The organism is Rheinheimera maricola (assembly GCF_016918075.2).
GTDB classification, from domain to species: domain Bacteria; phylum Pseudomonadota; class Gammaproteobacteria; order Enterobacterales; family Alteromonadaceae; genus Alishewanella; species Alishewanella maricola_A.
Window position 1 is genome coordinate 241,781 of sequence record NZ_JAERPS020000001.1, and the last position, 19,092, is coordinate 260,872.

At 46.6% G+C, this 19,092-nt stretch carries 20 protein-coding genes; all 20 read left to right on the forward strand.

The annotated features are described in order from the left end of the window. Positions 1 to 121 precede the first annotated feature (121 nt). The 20 genes from I4W93_RS01155 (at position 122) to I4W93_RS01250 (ending at position 19,092) form a co-directional block, all read left to right on the forward strand. Complete coding sequence (locus I4W93_RS01155) at positions 122 to 1,051, forward strand: chemotaxis protein CheV (RefSeq protein WP_205310263.1); 930 nt, start codon at positions 122 to 124, stop codon at positions 1,049 to 1,051. Between the two features lie 14 nt (positions 1,052 to 1,065). Beyond that, positions 1,066 to 1,899, forward strand: coding sequence for a CheR family methyltransferase (locus tag I4W93_RS01160; protein WP_205310262.1), 834 nt, complete (start codon positions 1,066 to 1,068; stop codon positions 1,897 to 1,899). Between the two features lie 74 nt (positions 1,900 to 1,973). After that, the gene (gene flgB / locus I4W93_RS01165; RefSeq protein WP_205310261.1) at positions 1,974 to 2,375 is read left to right on the forward strand and encodes a flagellar basal body rod protein FlgB; all 402 of its coding nucleotides are present in this window, start codon (positions 1,974 to 1,976) and stop codon (positions 2,373 to 2,375) included. A 2-nt stretch (positions 2,376 to 2,377) separates the two neighbouring features. After that, a complete protein-coding gene (flgC, locus tag I4W93_RS01170; RefSeq protein ID WP_205310260.1) occupies positions 2,378 to 2,806 on the forward strand; it encodes a flagellar basal body rod protein FlgC in 429 nt (142 codons plus the stop codon). 11 nt (positions 2,807 to 2,817) lie between these two features. Beyond that, positions 2,818 to 3,507: a flagellar hook assembly protein FlgD gene (locus tag I4W93_RS01175; RefSeq protein ID WP_205310259.1), complete on the forward strand. Its 690-nt coding sequence runs from the start codon at positions 2,818 to 2,820 to the stop codon at positions 3,505 to 3,507. Positions 3,508 to 3,526: 19 nt separating this feature from the next. Next, positions 3,527 to 4,828, forward strand: a complete 1,302-nt coding sequence (flgE, locus tag I4W93_RS01180; protein ID WP_205310258.1) for a flagellar hook protein FlgE — start codon at positions 3,527 to 3,529, stop codon at positions 4,826 to 4,828. 116 nt (positions 4,829 to 4,944) lie between these two features. Beyond that, the gene (gene flgF / locus I4W93_RS01185) at positions 4,945 to 5,691 is read left to right on the forward strand and encodes a flagellar basal-body rod protein FlgF (protein ID WP_205310257.1); all 747 of its coding nucleotides are present in this window, start codon (positions 4,945 to 4,947) and stop codon (positions 5,689 to 5,691) included. A 36-nt stretch (positions 5,692 to 5,727) separates the two neighbouring features. Continuing rightward, on the forward strand, positions 5,728 to 6,516 hold the full coding sequence (gene flgG, locus I4W93_RS01190; protein ID WP_205310256.1) for a flagellar basal-body rod protein FlgG: 789 nt from the start codon (positions 5,728 to 5,730) through the stop codon (positions 6,514 to 6,516). 11 nt (positions 6,517 to 6,527) lie between these two features. Further along, positions 6,528 to 7,205, forward strand: a complete 678-nt coding sequence (gene flgH / locus I4W93_RS01195) for a flagellar basal body L-ring protein FlgH (RefSeq protein ID WP_205310255.1) — start codon at positions 6,528 to 6,530, stop codon at positions 7,203 to 7,205. A 10-nt stretch (positions 7,206 to 7,215) separates the two neighbouring features. Further along, a complete protein-coding gene (locus I4W93_RS01200) occupies positions 7,216 to 8,304 on the forward strand; it encodes a flagellar basal body P-ring protein FlgI (RefSeq protein ID WP_205310254.1) in 1,089 nt (362 codons plus the stop codon). 1 nt (position 8,305) lies between these two features. Next, the gene (gene flgJ / locus I4W93_RS01205) at positions 8,306 to 9,316 is read left to right on the forward strand and encodes a flagellar assembly peptidoglycan hydrolase FlgJ (protein ID WP_205310253.1); all 1,011 of its coding nucleotides are present in this window, start codon (positions 8,306 to 8,308) and stop codon (positions 9,314 to 9,316) included. Between the two features lie 42 nt (positions 9,317 to 9,358). Further along, a complete protein-coding gene (gene flgK / locus I4W93_RS01210; RefSeq protein ID WP_205310252.1) occupies positions 9,359 to 11,380 on the forward strand; it encodes a flagellar hook-associated protein FlgK in 2,022 nt (673 codons plus the stop codon). Positions 11,381 to 11,383: 3 nt separating this feature from the next. Beyond that, positions 11,384 to 12,616 carry a flagellar hook-associated protein FlgL gene (gene flgL, locus I4W93_RS01215; RefSeq protein ID WP_205310251.1) on the forward strand — a complete coding sequence of 411 codons (1,233 nt, stop codon included), beginning with the start codon at positions 11,384 to 11,386 and terminating at the stop codon, positions 12,614 to 12,616. Positions 12,617 to 12,805: 189 nt separating this feature from the next. After that, the gene (locus tag I4W93_RS01220) at positions 12,806 to 13,774 is read left to right on the forward strand and encodes a flagellin N-terminal helical domain-containing protein (protein WP_205310250.1); all 969 of its coding nucleotides are present in this window, start codon (positions 12,806 to 12,808) and stop codon (positions 13,772 to 13,774) included. A gap of 344 nt (positions 13,775 to 14,118) precedes the next feature. Beyond that, positions 14,119 to 15,087, forward strand: coding sequence for a flagellin N-terminal helical domain-containing protein (locus tag I4W93_RS01225; protein WP_205310250.1), 969 nt, complete (start codon positions 14,119 to 14,121; stop codon positions 15,085 to 15,087). A 350-nt stretch (positions 15,088 to 15,437) separates the two neighbouring features. Then, positions 15,438 to 16,403: a flagellin N-terminal helical domain-containing protein gene (locus I4W93_RS01230; protein ID WP_205310249.1), complete on the forward strand. Its 966-nt coding sequence runs from the start codon at positions 15,438 to 15,440 to the stop codon at positions 16,401 to 16,403. A gap of 55 nt (positions 16,404 to 16,458) precedes the next feature. After that, a complete protein-coding gene (locus I4W93_RS01235) occupies positions 16,459 to 16,920 on the forward strand; it encodes a flagellar protein FlaG (protein WP_205310248.1) in 462 nt (153 codons plus the stop codon). A 24-nt stretch (positions 16,921 to 16,944) separates the two neighbouring features. Beyond that, positions 16,945 to 18,348, forward strand: coding sequence for a flagellar filament capping protein FliD (fliD, locus tag I4W93_RS01240; RefSeq protein ID WP_205310247.1), 1,404 nt, complete (start codon positions 16,945 to 16,947; stop codon positions 18,346 to 18,348). 17 nt (positions 18,349 to 18,365) lie between these two features. Continuing rightward, entirely contained in the window at positions 18,366 to 18,800 is a 435-nt protein-coding gene (gene fliS, locus I4W93_RS01245) for a flagellar export chaperone FliS (RefSeq protein WP_205310246.1), read from the forward strand. Then, positions 18,784 to 19,092: a hypothetical protein gene (locus I4W93_RS01250; protein ID WP_205310245.1), complete on the forward strand. Its 309-nt coding sequence runs from the start codon at positions 18,784 to 18,786 to the stop codon at positions 19,090 to 19,092. The genes fliS and I4W93_RS01250 overlap by 17 nt, the downstream gene beginning before the upstream one ends.

The following is a 19,092-nucleotide window of genomic DNA, read 5'->3' on the forward strand; positions in this document are numbered from 1 at the left end:
ACACGCTAAGGGTTATAACATCAGCACTAAACAACAAACTGTGTCAGATAACCGTCGCTTTGTTTTCCATGGTTAAGACTCAGCAAGAATCGATCCGGATTGTATGGCAAAGGAGCTACAGATGGCCGGTATGTTAGACTCTGTGAACCAGCGTACGCAACTGGTCGGACAAAACCGACTTGAATTACTGTTGTTCAAGTTAGGTGGCCGCCAACGTTATGGTATTAACGTGTTTAAAGTCCGCGAAGTGCTACAGTGTCCAGCGCTAACCGCCATACCCAAACGTAATAAATTTGTCCGTGGTATAGCGCATATCCGCGGGCAAACCATCTCTGTTATCGACCTCAGCTTGGCAACGGGTGGAAAACCGACAACAGACACCAAAAATAGTTTTATTATCATCGCAGAATATAACCGTTCGGTGCAGGGTTTCCTGGTTCATTCAGTTGAGCGCATTATTAATATCAATTGGGAATCGATTATGCCGCCGCCAAAGGGGACTGGTGGTAAACAAAGTTACCTGACAGCGATAACCGAAATTGATAAAGAGCTGGTTGAAATTCTGGATGTTGAAAAAATCCTAGAGGAAATTTCGCCTTCTCCGACGCTGATAACCCGACAATTGGATACGCAGAGCATCACTGCAGATTTAGGTGACAGATTGATCCTGATAGCGGATGATTCTGCTGTTGCGCGTAATCAGGTTAAGCGGGCGCTGGAGGGGTTAGGCGTGAAAATGCATCTAGTAAATAATGGTCGCGAAGCGCTGACATATTTGCAAAATGCGGCGAAAACGTGCAGTGATTCCGTGACAGAAAAAGTGGGGTTGCTGATTTCCGACATTGAAATGCCAGAGATGGATGGCTATACCCTAACGGCTGAAATTAAGTTGGATCCAGCACTAAAAAAGCTGCACGTTATTTTACATACCTCGCTAAGTGGCGTGTTTAATCAGCAAATGGTACAAAAAGTAGGCGCGGATGATTTTATTGCAAAATTTAATCCAGACGAACTGGCTGAATCCGTTCAGAAATGGCTGCATGCCGATTGAGTTAAGGGTTGATAGTGCCAAATAAAGACCTTCATGACAGGGAATACGTCCAGTTCAGAGATTTTCTCGAACAACAGTGCGGTATTGTTCTGGGCGATAATAAGCAATATCTGGTAAAGAGTAGGCTGGGGCCGCTGATGCAGCGCTTCGGGCTGGCTACATTGTCAGAGTTGGTAAGCAAAACGCTTAGTCCGTTTGAGCGACAACTCAGATCTGCTGTTATTGATGCCATGACAACCAACGAGACGCTGTGGTTTCGTGATACTTACCCTTATGAACTGTTAAAAAAGCAAATTTTTCCTGAGCTAGAGAAAACCAGCCGCACCGTCAAAATTTGGTCAGCGGCTAGTTCCAGTGGACAAGAACCGTATTCTATTGCCATGACGGCTTTAGAGTATCAGCAAACCCGCCCTAGTAGCTTTAGCTTAGGTGTTAATGTGCTGGGAACCGACATTTCTAATACCATGTTAGAGCATTGCCAGCGTGCTGAATACGACGGTTTAGCCTTATCCAGGGGGCTATCTGATGATCGCCGGACAAAATTTTTTCAAGATAGCGGCAAAGGTATGATGCGGGTTAAAGACAACGTGCGCAAAAACGTCAATTTTCGGCACCTTAACCTGCTGGATAGTTACACCTTACTTGGTAAGTTTGACATTATATTTTGTCGCAATGTGCTTATTTATTTTTCTGGCGATGTGAAGGCAAAAATCATCCGCCAGTTTGCCCAATCACTCAATCCGCGTGGTTTTTTGTTCCTGGGTGCATCAGAATCTCTACCTAGTACCAACAGTGATTTCGAGATGGTGCGCTGTAACCCGGGCATTATCTACCGCAAAAAGACCTAACCACTCAGCAAATAAAAATTCTGGCCCGTGTTTTGCATTTGAATTGCCATCATAACCTGATAGGTGGCAAGAAAATGGCAATCAGTTTTGAAAAGGCGTTTGGAATGCATCCTGAAGCCTTACTTGTGCGTGACAAGCGGGCACAGGTTCTGGCTGAAAATATCGCTAACGCTGATACCCCTGGGTATAAAGCGAGAGATCTGGATTTTCAGCAAGCGCTGAATAATGCCCGGGCTCGTCAGTCTGGCGCTATGGCGCGAACTCACGATCAGCACTTTGCAATTTCAACCTCCCTTCAGCATGAAACCAAATTTCGCAATCCAGATCAGCCAGATACTGGCGACGGTAATAGTGTAGACATACACCGAGAGCGTAATGCCTTTATGCAAAATAGTCTTGAATATCAAGCTAGTATGACATTTCTAAATTCGCGCATTATGGGGCTTAAAAAAGCCATAACCGGCGGAGGGCAGTAACGATGAGCACCTATAAAATTTTTGATATTACTGGCAGTGGCATGAATGCTCAGTCGGTACGCATGAATACCACGGCGAGTAATATCGCCAATGCTAACAGTGTGAGCAGTAGTGTCGAGCAAACCTATCGTGGCCGCCACGCCGTGTTTGCAGCGGAGCTAAGTGAAGCCAACAAGCGCCAGCAAAGCGATGATGCAGTGGGCGTAAAAGTACTTGGTATTGTTGAATCAGACGCCCCGCTTAATGTTGAGTACTCGCCTAACCACCCATTAGCAGATGAGAACGGTTATATCTACAAACCCAATATTAATATTATGGAAGAGATGGCGAACATGATATCGGCGTCGCGCTCTTATGAAACTAATGTGCAAACAGCGGATGCAGCCAAGCAGATGATCATGCGTACGCTGCGGCTGGGACAGCAACAATAAGGGTATGACCAATGACAACTAACGTAAGCAATAATGCAGCGCTGGATGGTATGTACTGGGATAACACCAGTAAAGCCGCTGACAAAAACAATGGCGCTTTAACACAGTCAGACTTTTTTGCCTTGCTGACACAGCAGTTAGCCTATCAGGACCCAACAAAGCCGGTAGAAAACGATCAGATGATCGCACAAATGACCAATTTCACCATGGCAGATGGTATTGGCCAGCTGAATGATAACTTTAAATCGTTATCCGCCAGCATGACGTCTAACCAAGCATTGCAAGCGTCATCATTAGTGGGGCGCAGCGTACTGACACAATCAGACGAAATTGTGTTCACCGGTGAAACCTTGTCACGCGGCAATATTGTAGTAGATAAGCCTGCCAGCCTGATGCAAGTGCGCATAGAAAACGAAAGTGGCGAGTTAGTGCGCAGTTTTAGCGTAGAAAATCCGAAAACCGGCAAAAATGATTTTGTCTGGGATGGTACAGATGCCAATGACGAAACAGTTGCTGCCGGGTCGTACAAAATTAAAGTTGAAGTGAGTTATACCGACGGTGAAACCGCCAGTTTGCCGGTATTTGTCTATACCCCGGTGGGGAGTGTCAGTATGAATGGTACTGGCGGCGGTATCACCCTTAACCTGTTAGGTTTAGGTGCGGTTAAATTAAGTGATGTATTAGAAGTTTCATATAGTTAATAGTGAGCTGAGGTGAATTATGAGTTTTAATATTGCTTTGAGCGGCTTAGCCGCTGCACAAAAAGATTTGGATACCACGGCGAACAACATCGCTAACGTAAACACAACTGGTTTTAAAGAATCGCGGGCGGAATTTGCCGATGTGTATGCCACATCAATTTTTGCCTCTGGTCGTACCAAAGTTGGCGATGGTGTGTCAACATCCACCGTTGCCCAGCAGTTTAATCAGGGGTCGTTGCAATTTACTAACAACTCGTTGGATTTAGCTGTTACTGGCGAGGGCTTTTTTGCGCTGACACCGGACCTGCAATCTCAGGATTTAACCTATACTCGTTCGGGTGCATTTAAGTTGAATAAAGACAATTTCATTGTCGATAATAACGGCAACTTTTTGCAGGGCTTTTCTGTCGATCCAGTTACCGGCGACAATCAGTCAGTAAGTCTGAGTACCACGGCACCGATTTCTATCCCAACGTCTGCCGGTGCGCCACGTGCCACTGATAATATCTTTTTAAGTATGAATTTGGATTCGCGGGAGCTGGCCACTGCTGGGGTACCGTTTGATGCAACTGATCGTTCGACTTATAACCATTCAACCTCAGTCACGGTATATGACAGTTTGGGCGAGTCGCATACAGTAACGGCATATTTTCGTAAAACCGCTACAGTACCACCGGCAAACTCTGAGTGGGAAACCTTTGTGGTGTGGGACGCAGTTACCGGCGCACCCTTTCAAGGAGACAACGTAGTGTTTGACTCCAGTGGTAATTTTGTCACACCACCGATACCGACTTTAGATCTACCTTTTGCCGATTTAAATGACCCTGCTAACGGCTATCTTACCAACGGTGCTCAGTTTGCTGCTGATGTGGTGGTTAATTTCCGCGATGCATCGGGCGTGCGTCAGCCAACGCAGTATGCATCAAATTTTGATGTAAGTAATCTTAGCCAGGATGGTACTACCGTCGGTAGCCTTACTGGCGTAGACATAGATGCTTTCGGCCGAGTTTTAGCCAGTTACAGTAATGGCGACTCATCCTATTTGGCGCAGGTTGCCATGGTGCGCTTCGCTAATGTTCAGGGGTTAAAGCAAGTAGGGAACACCTCTTGGAAGCAAAGCATTACGTCAGGTGAGCCTATTGGTGGCCAAGCTAATATCGGTACCTTCGGTGCCATAAATGCATCGGCACTAGAGCAATCAAACGTTAACCTAACAACTGAGCTGGTTGATCTGATTAGTGCCCAGCGAAACTTCCAGGCTAACTCGCGGGCGTTAGAAGTTAACAGTACGCTACAGCAAACAGTGCTGCAGATCCGCTAAGTTTAGCCCGACTAAACTCGATGCCAGACACCACCTTCGGGTGGTGTTTTTTTATCCTCAAATTTACTGGCATAAAATATGCTTTAAAGCTGTAGAGAACGTTAACGGAGCATGTTATGGACCATCTGTTATATATCGCCATGAGTGGTGCCAAGGAAAATTTGAATGGCATTTCAGTAAGGGCGAATAACCTTGCTAATAGCAGCACTGTTGGCTTTAAAGCCGATTTTGAACAAGCCAGAGCAATGCAGGCTTTTGGGGAGGGTTTACCAACACGGGTATTCTCACTCACTGAGCGGCCAGGTCAAAACTTTGACGCCGGCACGATAATAACAACCGGGCGTGATCTGGATGTGGCCGTTCAAGGCGAGGGCTGGATAGCCGTGCAGGCACAGGATGGTAACGAGGCGTATACCCGGGCAGGCAACTTACAGGTTAATGCTTTTGGCATGCTTGAAACTGCAACAGGGTTAGCCGTAATGGGTGACGATGGCCCAATTCAGGTGCCCGTGCCGCTGGCAAAAATTGAGATAGCACAAGACGGTACAGTAAGCGCACTGCCACAAGGAGCTCCTGCCAATGCTATTGAAGAAGTGGGGCGCATTAAGTTAGTAAAACCACTAAACCAGGACATGGAAAAAGGCAGTGATGGCTTGTTCCGCCGAAAAGACGGCGTATTAGCCGAGGCCGATGTTGGCGTCAATTTATTAAAAGGCGCGATAGAGGGCAGCAATGTTAATGCCGTCGGCGAAATGACTTATATGATCAGCCTGCAGCGGCAGTTTGAATTACAGGTAAAAATGATGAAGAACGCTGAAGAAATGGATCAGCAGCAGAATCAGTTACTCAGAATTGTTGGTTAATAGACTTAACACAGGGCAATAGCCCGGGAGGCAACGATGCATCCAGCCTTATGGATCAGTAAAACCGGCTTAGACGCTAAACAGCGCGATATTTCGGTTATTTCAAACAACCTGGCCAATGCCAGCACTGTCGGCTTTAAAAAAAGCCGGGCTATCTTCGAGGATTTGTTGTACCAGAACATTAATCAGCCTGGTGGCGCTTCGTCCCAAAATTCAGAGCTGCCAAATGGTTTAATGATTGGTGCAGGTACCAAAGTGGTCGCCACGCAAAAAAACTTTACTCAGGGCAATATGTTAACTACGGATAACAGCCTTGACATGATGATTCAGGGCCATGGTTTTTTTGAGATTTTAATGCCAGACGGTACGATCTCCTACAGTCGAAATGGCCAGTTTACCGTAAACGATGAAGGCAGTTTAGTGACCTCAGGTGCGGGCTATCAGGTGCAGCCAAATATCGTAGTACCGCCGGATGCGCTAAGTATTTCAGTATCACAAGATGGCCAGGTCTCAGTGCAGTTACCTGGACAACCTGAGCCCGCCGTATTGGGGCAGTTAACGGTAACTAATTTTATTAATCCGGCTGGTTTGGAGCCTATTGGCCAAAACCTGTTCCGTGAAACGGGTGCCAGTGGCGACCCGGTACAAGGCATTCCTGGGCTTGAAGGCTTAGGTATCGTTGTTCAGGGCGCGCTGGAGACGTCTAATGTGAACGTGACAGAGGAGTTGGTTAGCCTGATTGAAAGCCAGCGGGTGTATGAAATGAATTCAAAAGTCATTTCATCGGTTGATCAAATGCTGGGTTTTGCTATTCAGCAGTTGTAGCAGGGGGCTTTATGTTGCGTTTTACTACTGTGGTTGGCTTGGTGTACTGGCTTGGTGGTTGTGCGTCTATGCAAGAACCGATGGCTGATGATCCGTATTTTTCGCCGCTGGCACCAGAGCCGGCATCACGGCCATTGGTTAATAACGGCTCGTTATTTGCGCAAAATCACTCTAATTCATTGTATTCCGACAACAAAGCGCGGCATGAAGGTGACATTATTACTGTTGTACTAAAAGAGCGTACCCAGGCCAGTAAAAATGCTAAAACTGAGACAAAAAAAGACAGTTCAACGTCAATTGAGCCCATGATTGGCTTGGGAGGCCGGGGCGTGTCGATAGCCGGCAATGTTCTGCAGTTTGGCGCCGATTCAACCTCAGATTACAAGGGCGATGCTAAAGCTGATCAGAGCAATTCACTGGTGGGGAATATATCGGTCAATGTGTTGCAAGTGCTGCATAACGGCAACCTGGTTATTCGCGGAGAAAAGTGGCTGACGCTGAACACAGGTAAAGAATATATCCGTCTTACCGGCGTGATCCGCTCGCAAGATGTTGATGTGAACAACACGGTTGAGTCGACCAAAATTGCCAATGCCAGAATTGAGTACAGCGGCACCGGCGCACACCACAATGGCCAGTCACCTGGCTGGTTAAGCCAGTTCTTTAACGGGCCTTTGTGGCCTTTCTAGGAGAGCGAGAATGAAATCGATATTCGCACTTTTACTGCTGCTCTTTCTGACACTGCCAGTGCAGGCTGCCAGGATAAAAGATGTCGCCGATGTGGAAGGCGTGCGCTCTAACCAATTAGTCGGCTACGGCTTGGTAGTTGGGCTGCCTGGTACCGGTGAGCAAAGCCCGTTTACCGAACAAAGCTTTCGAACCATGCTAAGCAACTTCGGTATTACGCTGCCTGGCAATATGAAAGCGCAAATTAAAAATGTTGCGGCAGTTGCTGTACACGCTGAACTGCCTGCCTTTGCTAAACCTGGTCAGGCGTTAGATATTACCGTGTCATCAGTAGGCAGTGCCAAAAGCTTACGCGGTGGTACCTTAATGCAAACCTTTTTAACTGGTTTGGACGGCAATGTCTATGCAGTGGCTCAGGGTAGTCTGATTGTAAGTGGCTTGGGCGCCGAAGGGCTGGATGGCTCACGGATTTTGGTCAACACGCCTACCGTTGGCAGTATTCCCAATGGCGCTGTTGTTGAGCGTGAAGTGCCCAGCCCATTTGGTCAGGGGGATTTTATTACTTTCAACCTGAAGCGTTCTGACTTTACCACCTCAAAGCGGCTGGCAGAGGCAATTAATGAATTTATCGGTCCTGAAACCGCGTATTCGCTGGATGCTACCTCAGTACAGGTGCGGGCGCCACGTGATATTAGCCAGCGTGTGTCTTATCTTTCCACGCTAGAGAACCTGGATTTTGTTCCGGGTGACTACGCGGCAAAAATCATTATTAACTCGCGTACCGGCACTATCGTAATAGGTAAAGACGTGCGTTTGTTTCCCGCAGCAGTGACCCATGGTGGTTTAACTGTCACCATCGCAGAAAATCCGCGAGTGGTGCAGCCTAACCCGTTGGCAGCTGGGCAAACCGCAATAGAAGAAAATACGATTATTGATGTACGGCCCGAGCAGTCGAGAATGTTCAAGTTTGATCCCGGTGTCACTTTGGATGACTTAGTCCGCACCGTAAATGCGGTTGGTGCTGCGCCTGGTGATTTAATGGCAATTTTGGAAGCGCTAAAGGAAGCCGGTGCTATCCATGGTGAATTGGTGGTGATTTGATATGAGCCTTTCGCCGCAAAATATGTCTTATCATGATTTGAGCAGCCTGCAGCAAATCCGCAGTCAGTCTGGCAAAGACGAAGCCGGCGCTTTGCGCCAGGCTGCTGAGCAATTTGAATCAATATTTTTTAGCATGCTGCTAAGCAGTATGCGCAAGGCGAATGCTGCTTTTGAAGTAGATGGCATGATGAACAGCCAAACCACTAAGTTTTACCGCGATATGCATGACAGCCAATTGGCTAGCGATTTGGCGCAAAAAGGCGCGTTGGGGCTAGCTGACCTGCTGGTTCAGCAATTAAGCCCTGCTCTGGGAGCTAGAGCTGCTTCGGCAGACAACGCTGCACCTAGCTTACAGCCGGCTACAAAAACACTGTCGATGCCTAAAGTGATATTACCAAGCATTAAAATGACCTCCAGCACTGCTACTGAGCCATCGCAGCCGCAGCCACTAAGAGAGCAAATGCCGTCGCCTTTGGTCGCAGAGCCGGCCCCGTGGCAAATAAACAGTCCGGCAGACTTTGTAAAAAGCCTATTGCCAGCAGCACGACAAACTGCCAAAGCTTTAGGTTTAGATCCTCTGGCATTGGTTGCTCAAGCAGCACTGGAAACTGGCTGGGGCAAACGCATGATTAAAACCGCGCAAGGTAGTAACAGTTTTAACTTGTTTGGCATTAAAGCTAATAACGGCTGGCAAGGTGAAACAGCTGTTGTCGATACTTTGGAATACCGCGGTGGTATTGCAAAAAAAGAACAAGCCCGGTTTCGCTCTTACGCGTCGCCGGAACAAAGTATGAAAGACTATGTGGCTTTTATTCAGCAAAATCCTCGTTATCAGGATGCCGTAAATGCCAGTAGTAATACCAAAGCGTATTTTGAACAGCTTCAAGCTGCCGGTTACGCCACCGACCCGGCCTATGCAAAAAAAATTATGGCAGTGTATCAAAGTCCTGCGCTGCAAAACGCCGCAGATGATGACGGCGAAGCTAAAGAATTGAGCCCGGCGGCCGACTAATAACCTAATTGGCACAGTTAATCTGTGTCTGCGGAGAGCGCAATGTCAGACAACTTATTGAGAATAGGCACTTCAGCTGTATTGGCAAATAGCACCTTACTCAACACAACCAGTAATAACATTGCCAACGTCAATACGCAGGGCTACTCGCGCCAGCGCACCGAGTTTGATGCGCAAACCTTAGGTCTGGGGGTTGGCAAGGGAACGACAGAGCGTTTGGTGAGTGAATTTACCTCGGCTCAATTGCGCAGGGATACCTCCAAGCTGGCATTTGCTAATCAATACACCGCTGAAGCGAACCGTATCGATGGCTTATTTTCTAATCCGGCAAATAGCATTTCATCAGCCATGAATGATTTATTTCAGAAATTACAGACAGCTAATAATGATCCCAGCGCTATTTCTACCCGACAACTAATTATCAGCAGCAGCGAGTCGCTGACCGACCGCTTTGCGACATTATCAAATTTAGTATTGGATCAAGCCAGTTACGTCAACCAACAATTGGATTTAGATTTAACCCAAACCAACTCACTCATTCGTAATATTTCTGAGTTAAACCGCAGCATTGCCGGCTTTGGTCGGGGAGACAACAATCAGGCGCCGTTGGATTTATTCGACCGGCGCGACGAAGCTCTGCGCCAGCTATCGGAAAAACTCGATATTAAAGTGCTCGAATCTGACAACGGTGAAAAGCTGGTCTTTATGGCTACGGGTCAGTCGTTGGTGGTAGAAAACGGTGAGTTTAATATTTTAAGCTTAAACGGCAATCCTGATCCTAATGTACGAAACGTACAACTTAGCCTGAGTTCCAAACCAACCGTTATTCGTAATTTAGGTATTGAAGAACTGGGTGGCCAGTTGGGGGGCTTACTTAAGTTTCGTGATGATTTATTAATTCCTACGCAAATGCAGCTGGGGCAGTTAGCGCTGGCCATGACTGATGCACTAAACAGCCAGAATAAGTTAGGCATGAATGCCAACGGCGAATTGGGTAGTGATTTATTTATCCTGCCGCAAAGTAGTGGTTTGGCATTTCAGGGTAATACTGGCGCAGGCAGCGTGTTGGTTGACATTGAACCTGGGCTGGCCACTGAATTACCGCCAAATGATTTTCTGCTGACCTTTACCGCACCCGATACCTTTACGCTGGAAGCAACCGACACGTCCGGGAATGTGGTTACCGGATCCGCTATTACAGTAAACGGTGTCACTTTTCCTGCAACATTAAATACCGACACGCCGGGTATTACCGATTTCTATGGCTTGTCATTGCAAATTGACGGTCCTATGAACGATGGCGATCGTTTTGTGCTTAAGCCATTGGCTAGTGCAGCCAGGAACATTAATTTAGCCACTAACCGTCCTGAAGATATTGCTCTGGCGTCACCGATACGCAGTGTGGTCGCGCAGGATAATCTGGGCAACGCCCAGGTAGATAAATTAGTGGTGTCGGATACCGATCCCGCGACCTCTGTATTTGCTGCGCCGTCGACAATAAATGGTGCACCGTTTCAGGTGGTGCATATAGGTGGTAATCAGTTTGAAGTGCGCGACAATGCTAATACATTGCTGGGTACCACGCCGGCGTTGCCGAGTGGTCAATTTAATAACATTATGGCGCAGGCTAGTTTAGGCAGCTACGGCTTTGATTTCAACATTACCGGTATCCCGCAAACTGGTGATAGCTTTACGGTAGAGTACAATACCGGCGGCTTTAACGATAACCGTAACGGGTTGGAAATTGCCAAGCTGCAAATAGCTGAAACCATGCGTCGCTATGCGGTTGCTACGCCAAATGCTGATAACAGTGTTAGCTTTAATGAAGCTTACGGTACTATGGTGAGCTTTGTTGGTGACAAAACATCGCAAGCCAGAAACAGTCAGGCTGCTGCAGAGGCGTTGTATTCGCAAACACTGCAATTAAAAGAATCGTTATCTGGCGTTAGTCTGGATGAAGAAGCCGCGAATCTGGTACGCTTTCAGCAATCTTACGCGGCATCGGCTAAAATCATTGCAACATCGCAGATTATTTTCGATACCCTGTTACAGGCAGTGAGGTGATTTATGCGCGTAACATTTAACAGTAAATTTAATCAGGGCCTGGATGGTATTTTAAATACGCAAAAACGATTGTTGCGTGCTCAGGATCAGATGATTAAGCAAACAAAAATCCTCACCCCGGCTGACGACCCTTCAGGCAGTGCTAAGGTGCTTGGCGTTGGACAAAATTTGTCACAATTATCGCAATTTGAAAAAAACGGTATTGCAGTAAAAAACAACCTGGGTGTTGAAGAGACGGTACTAGACTCCATACGCACGGCAATGGACAGGGCGCGGGTACTGGCTTTGGCATCGGGTAATGGCTCATATTCAGAGTCAGAGCGAGAGGCTGTAGCGGCTGAGGTGGAAGGTATTCAGCAGCAGTTATTCGATTTAATGAATAGCCGTAACGTGGAAGGTGGTTATTTATTTTCTGGTTTTCAAGATGGTGTACAGGCATTTAGCTTGGATGCTTCAACGGGTAAGTATGTGTTTAACGGTGATGATGGCCAAAAAGCACTACAGGTGTCACCCGGTGTCACTTTGCCAGTTAATGATAGCGGAAAAAATGTGTTTGATAGTGTGCAAGTGCGGCCACAGCCTACTGCCGCCGTAATTGCTGTGGCGGGGCCGACCAATGCCGCAGTAAATGTAATCAATCAGCAGGTGTTTAACAGCTTTTACATTAATAATTATGATAAAGCCGTTGCGGCCAATAACACTTTCAGTGTTGAGCTAACGGCACCAAGTGACTATCAGATTTTGCGCGGCGGTGCGCCTTTAGTGCCGCCGGTAATTGGCGCTTATACGTCAGGCCAGTCAATTAACTTCAATGGCCTGGATATCGTCATCAATGGTCCGGCCGGTGCAGGCCGGGTTGATTTTGACCTGCCAGCGCCAGAGAAAACCAATATTTTAAACAGTCTGAGCGAGCTGATGGCTGCACTTCGTACGCCAGGGCCGGTTGATGCAAGCTTTCAAGCCAGTGTGAGTAAAGCGGTAGGAGAGATTGATGGTGCATCTACCAGTGTCGCTTCGGCACGCTCTGCTATCGGTGGCCGCATTAATGTATTGGATAGCATTAATGGCTCTAATGCCGACCTGGAAATTTTAGCTACACAATATCAGGCCGATATCGCTGAGGTAGATTTCTCTAAAGTAATCGCTGATTTAACCAAAGAAGAAACCGCCTTACAGGCTGTGCAGCAAACGTTTAGCAGTATTACCAACACCTCATTATTCGACTTTATCCGCTAATATAAAGCTAACCGGCAAATCTTTGCCGGTTAGCTTTACGAGGCTTTGGCATTAAATTAGTGACATAGCCTTTTTTTATAAGTTTTTCTAAAAATTCTTAAAGTTTCCAGACATCTCTCCGATAAATAAGTATCAGACGAAATAACAAACACGGTTTGTTAAACAGATACAGTTATCAGGAGAATCACCATGGCTTTATACGTCAACAGCAACATCAGCGCGTTAAATGCACAGCGTCAGTTAATGAACAGCGGTAACGCCCTGGACACCTCGTTTAAACGTTTATCTTCTGGTTTACGCATTAACAGCGCTGCTGATGATGCGGCGGGTTTACAGATTTCAGACCGGTTAGAATCACAAATCCAAGGCTTAAACCAGGGCAACCGTAACGCCAACGATGGTATTTCACTGGCGCAAACAGCAGAAGGTGCGCTAGAAGAAGTCACCTCTATGTTCCAGCGTGTTCGTACCCTGGCGCAGCAAGCGGCAAACGGTTCAAACACTGATGAAGACCGGTTGGCGATTCAGGAAGAAATCCGCTCATTAATGGCTGAAGTTAACCGGGTAGCTAAAGATACCACCTTTGGTGGTCAGAACTTACTGGATGGTACTTACAAAGCGGACTTCCAGGTGGGCGCGGATGCCGTGCAGTTTATCGGTTTCAGCATGAAATCGGTTGGTACGGCAGACGGTATCATGTCAGATCAAGGCGGTTTCACGCTGTCAGGCATTGCCGCGATTGCCAGTATTGTGACGGGTAAAGCATTATCGGCCAATTTGGCAGGTTTAAGTGATGTGGGCAGCGGTGGCGACCCAACGGCAGTGCAATTTGCTGACGTGTTTACTAAAACCGGTATATCGGTATCAAACCAGGTAAATGCGCAACAGGTTATGGCCGGTATGGATGCGTTAATTGCGGTTGTGGATAAAAAACGTGCTGAACTGGGTGCGGTGCAGAACCGGTTTCAGGCGACAATTCGTAACCAGACCAACATTGCTGAGAATTTATCAGGTGCGAAATCGCGTATCAAAGACGCCGATTTTGCGGCAGAAACGGCGATGTTAACGCGCAACCAGATCTTACAGCAAGCTACGACCACGATTTTGGCGCAGGCTAACCAGCGGCCACAAGCGGCATTGAGCTTACTGCAGGGCTAATCGTCTGAGTAGTTAAGGCAATATCAGTCAAATAATGTGCGGAGAGTGCGCCCTCAACGATGGGGTAAAAGTTGAGGGCGCTTTTTTTGATAAATATAATGTGCGGAGGCTACATACATTTATCTGGCGGCAAGCCAGTCGACCTGCCTGAAATATAGTATCCATTATTTGTGCCAACTTTTACGACTATTTTTTGACATTGATGATTTAGTCGCGTTTTATAAAATAAAATTGTAAAAAATGGCCACTTCATTAAAGTTTTCTGCAGAAGCTCCGATAAATAAGTATCAGACGAAATAACAAACACGGTTTGTTAAACAGATACAGTTATCAGGAGAATCACCATGGCTTTATACGTCAACAGCAACATCAGCGCGTTAAATGCACAGCGTCAGTTAATGAACAGCGGTAACGCCCTGGACACCTCGTTTAAACGTTTATCTTCTGGTTTACGCATTAACAGCGCTGCTGATGATGCGGCGGGTTTACAGATTTCAGACCGGTTAGAATCACAAATCCAAGGCTTAAACCAGGGCAACCGTAACGCCAACGATGGTATTTCACTGGCGCAAACAGCAGAAGGTGCGCTAGAAGAAGTCACCTCTATGTTCCAGCGTGTTCGTACCCTGGCGCAGCAAGCGGCAAACGGTTCAAACACTGATGAAGACCGGTTGGCGATTCAGGAAGAAATCCGCTCATTAATGGCTGAAGTTAACCGGGTAGCTAAAGATACCACCTTTGGTGGTCAGAACTTACTGGATGGTACTTACAAAGCGGACTTCCAGGTGGGCGCGGATGCCGTGCAGTTTATCGGTTTCAGCATGAAATCGGTTGGTACGGCAGACGGTATCATGTCAGATCAAGGCGGTTTCACGCTGTCAGGCATTGCCGCGATTGCCAGTATTGTGACGGGTAAAGCATTATCGGCCAATTTGGCAGGTTTAAGTGATGTGGGCAGCGGTGGCGACCCAACGGCAGTGCAATTTGCTGACGTGTTTACTAAAACCGGTATATCGGTATCAAACCAGGTAAATGCGCAACAGGTTATGGCCGGTATGGATGCGTTAATTGCGGTTGTGGATAAAAAACGTGCTGAACTGGGTGCGGTGCAGAACCGGTTTCAGGCGACAATTCGTAACCAGACCAACATTGCTGAGAATTTATCAGGTGCGAAATCGCGTATCAAAGACGCCGATTTTGCAGCAGAAACGGCGATGTTAACGCGCAACCAGATCTTACAGCAAGCTACGACCACGATTTTGGCGCAGGCTAACCAGCGGCCACAAGCGGCATTGAGCTTACTGCAGGGCTAATCGTCTGAGTAGTTAAGGCAATATCAGTCAAATAATGTGCGGAGAGTGCGCCCTCAACGATGGGGTAAACGTTGAGGGTGTTTTTTTGTTAAAACCTAACTTTTTGAAATATATCCACTTATCTGCTCTGAAATCCTTCTGCAAAAAAAAATTTAAAAAAATAAAAAAAAACCTAAAGCTATTTAGTAAGCCGCCGATACAAGGAATAGGGTAACTGTATTAGTGACCTTGTTTTAGCGCAACTGGCGGGGTAACCAGGAGTGTTAATCCATAGTACTTAAGCTGTTTAGTATCAGGGATGGGGTAATCACTGATACCAAAGCAGTAATATTAAATCTTGGAGGCTACATATGGCTTTATATGTCAATACTAACGTAAGCTCGTTAAACGGTCAGCGTCAGCTGATGAACAGCGGTAATGCACTGGATACCTCTTTTAAACGTTTATCTTCCGGTTTACGCATCAACAGCGCAGCAGATGACTCTGCTGGTTTACAAATTACCAATCGCTTGTCTGGTCAGATTAATGGTCTTAACCAGGGTATACGTAATGCGAATGATGGTATTTCACTGGCGCAAACTGCAGAAGGCGCGTTAGAAGAAGTAACCTCAATGTTTCAACGTGTTCGTACCCTGGCGCAGCAAGCGGCAAACGGCTCGAATACCGGTGAAGACCGTTTAGCAATTCAGGAAGAAATCCGTTCACTAATGACCGAGGTTAACCGTGTTGCTAAAGACACCACCTTTGGTGGTCAAAACCTGCTGGACGGTACCTACAAAGCTGACTTCCAGGTAGGTGCTGATGCTGTACAAACGATTGGTTTCAGCATGAAATCGGTCGGTACTGCAGAAGGCATTATGTCTGACCAAGGTGGCTTTACGTTATCCGGTATTGCAGCTGTAGCCAGTATTGTAACAGGCAAAGCGCTTGCGACGAATCTGGAAGGCTTAAGTGATGTCGGCACTGGCGGTGATGCGACTAACTTTGATTTTGCCAGCGTATTCACAAAAACAGGTATTACGGTATCAAACCAGGTTAATGCTCAGGCCGTTATGGCCGGTATGGATGCCTTAATAGCAGTAGTAGATAAAAAGCGTGCAGAGCTGGGTGCGGTGCAAAACCGTTTCCAGTCAACGATTCGTAACCAATCGAACATTGCTGAAAACTTATCAGGTGCACGTAGCCGGATCCAGGATGCCGACTTTGCCGCAGAAACTGCAGCATTAACGCGTAACCAGATCCTGCAACAAGCCAGTACTACTATTTTGGCGCAGGCAAATCAGCGTCCGCAGGTAGCACTGTCACTGTTAGGATAAGCTATAATCAGTTGGCCAGCGTAATGCTGGCCAACGGCTTTCATCCGGAGGTTTTATGTCAGTGGACACTCTAGCTATTAAAGATAACCGCCTGGTAGATTTGGCGCTGGAAAAGCCGGCAACTGCAAATTCAGCTAATGCCAAAATTGGGCAAACGGAATCAGTATTAAATCAGCAACGAAAAATTGATGATGTTGATGACGTAAAAAACTCTGATTCAATGGTAAAATCCGTAACGGAATTAGCAGAAGATACGGTAGCGGCAATAACTTTTGACAGTAATCAAATCCGGCAAACGTTGGAGCAGATTAATAAAGTTATTCCAATTACTAACACCCGTCTGGTGTTCGAGTTTGATGAACTTGGCGATCCGCCAGTGATCAAAGTTATTGATAAAACCAGCAATGAACTTATTCGCGAAATACCGTCACAAGATTTGGTAAAAGTGGCTAAAGCTTTCAGCGAAATGGCCGATAATTTAACTAAGGCAGGCGCGTTAATTAATTTTCAAGCCTGATAAGTTACACAGGAGCAAGCGACTATGGCAATCATTACTTCAGCTGGCGTAGGGTCAGGATTAGATCTTGAAAGTATCATCCAGGCGACCGTCAACGCTGAAGATTTGCCGCGCATGAAGCGCTTTGAAGCCTCAAAAACCCGCTTTACCGTGCAACTTTCTGGTCTTGGCGCGGTTAAGTCTTCGTTATCTGCATTGCAGGACATTATTAAAAAACTTGCCGACCCGGAGAACTTTACCAAGCGCAGCAACACCTTGGTGCAGCCAGCTTCTGGCGAAATTATATCAGTTGCATCTAACAGCAGTGCTACACCTGGCAGCTTTAATATTAAAGTTAACCAATTAGCTCAAGGTAGCCGAGCTACCACAAATGCTGCGTTTACTGCGCCGACTGATGTGGTCAGTGCCGCAGGCGGTAAGCTGACGATTGCTGCTGGTGATAAAAGTTTTGAGGTTGACGTTGCCGCAGGTGCCACGCTGGAAGAGATTCGCGCGGCTATTAATGATTCAGCTGACAATTTTGGTGTATCAGTCAACATTATCAATACCGGTGGTGTAACGCCGGAATCAAAGTTGGTAATTACGTCAAATGTAAGCGGTACTGGCAATGATTTAACCATTAGCAATGACACTGCTGAGCTGGATAGTATTTCGACCAGTGCTTTTGGCGGCGGCGCCGGAGGCCTGACTATTGCAGCGGCCGACCAGGCACAGGATGCCATTATTGAAGTTGATGGTATTGCGATAAGCAGTTCAACGAACATCTTTAAAGATGCGGTACAGGACCTTACGTTTACGGCGAAGAAGGTCAGTGAAGGCACTGAGACGGCAAAGCTGACAGTAGACTATGATAAAACCGGCGTTGAAAAACTGATGGATGAGTTTATTACCGCTTATAACAACGCTATCGGAACCATGGATTACCACACCAAAACCGGTGCGGCGCTGTATGGTGACGCCGGTATGCGCAGTCTCAAGAATCAGCTAACTAATACATTGTCGACGGTAGTGTCCGGTGCTGGCGGTTTTGAAACCTTGTTTGATGTGGGCATCGGTTTAACTAAAGATGGCAAGCTGGAGAAATCTTCTTTGGTGCGCAGCGTAAATGAAGCGCTAACGTCCAACTATGCCGACGTAGGTAAACTCTTCTCTGGCGATAGCGGGCTGGCAAAAGGTTTTGAAACCTTACTCGAGACGCAGTTAGAGGGCAAAGGTAGTTTTAAATTCCGGGAAGAGTCACTGAATAAATCTTTGCGGCAACTGGAAGATGACAAGCTATCACATGACTACAGAATGACGCAGCTTGAGGCTGGCTTACGAGCAAAATATGCAAATTTAGATGTGCTGATTGCTCAAATGCAAAGTAGTGGTTCTTACATTACCCAGCAACTGGCTAATTTACCTGGGTTTACCCGTAATAAAAATTAACTTTTGGAGTACCGATCATGAGTAATGCTAAATTAAATTTCTATCAAAAAGGTGCGACAAAAACTCAATTAGCCGACGCATCGCCATACGTCGTTATCAAAATGTTGATGGTAGGGGTAATGGATAATTTAGCCTTAGCGAAAGGTGCTGTACAGCGCAAAGATTTAGAGACTAAAGCCAAGACCGTGTCTAAAGCATCGGCAATTATTGAATCGTTACGTTCTTGTTTAGACGAGTCTCAAGCACCAGAGCTGGGGCAAAATCTGTTTGCACTTTATAGCTATATGATTGACAGATTAATTGATGCCAGTCTTGAAAAAGACACTACAGCTGCAATTGATGAAGTGGCTGATTTGTTTCGCCAAATTAAATCTGCCTGGGACGAAATTCCCTTTAGTGCTCAGCAACAAGCCGAAGCACAACGCACGGTGGTGCATGCTAATGTTGGCTGATGTGCAGCATGCCGAGCAGCAATTAACAGCTATAAAACAACTGATTGCGCAAGAGCAGTATATTGAGGCCATGCACAATGTCGTGCTTTTGCAAAAAAAATTACAGCCGCTTTTTGCCCAGTTGCCTGTTATAAATACTGAGGCTGGTAAGCGGTTACAACAATTGTCGGAAGATTTTTTCGCGTTGTTATCTAATCTTAATGCTGAACGAGCGCAGATAAAGAATAGCATCAGCCAATTAGCTGGGGTAAAGTCAGGTAATAAGATCAGTAAAACCTATCAGATAGATTAA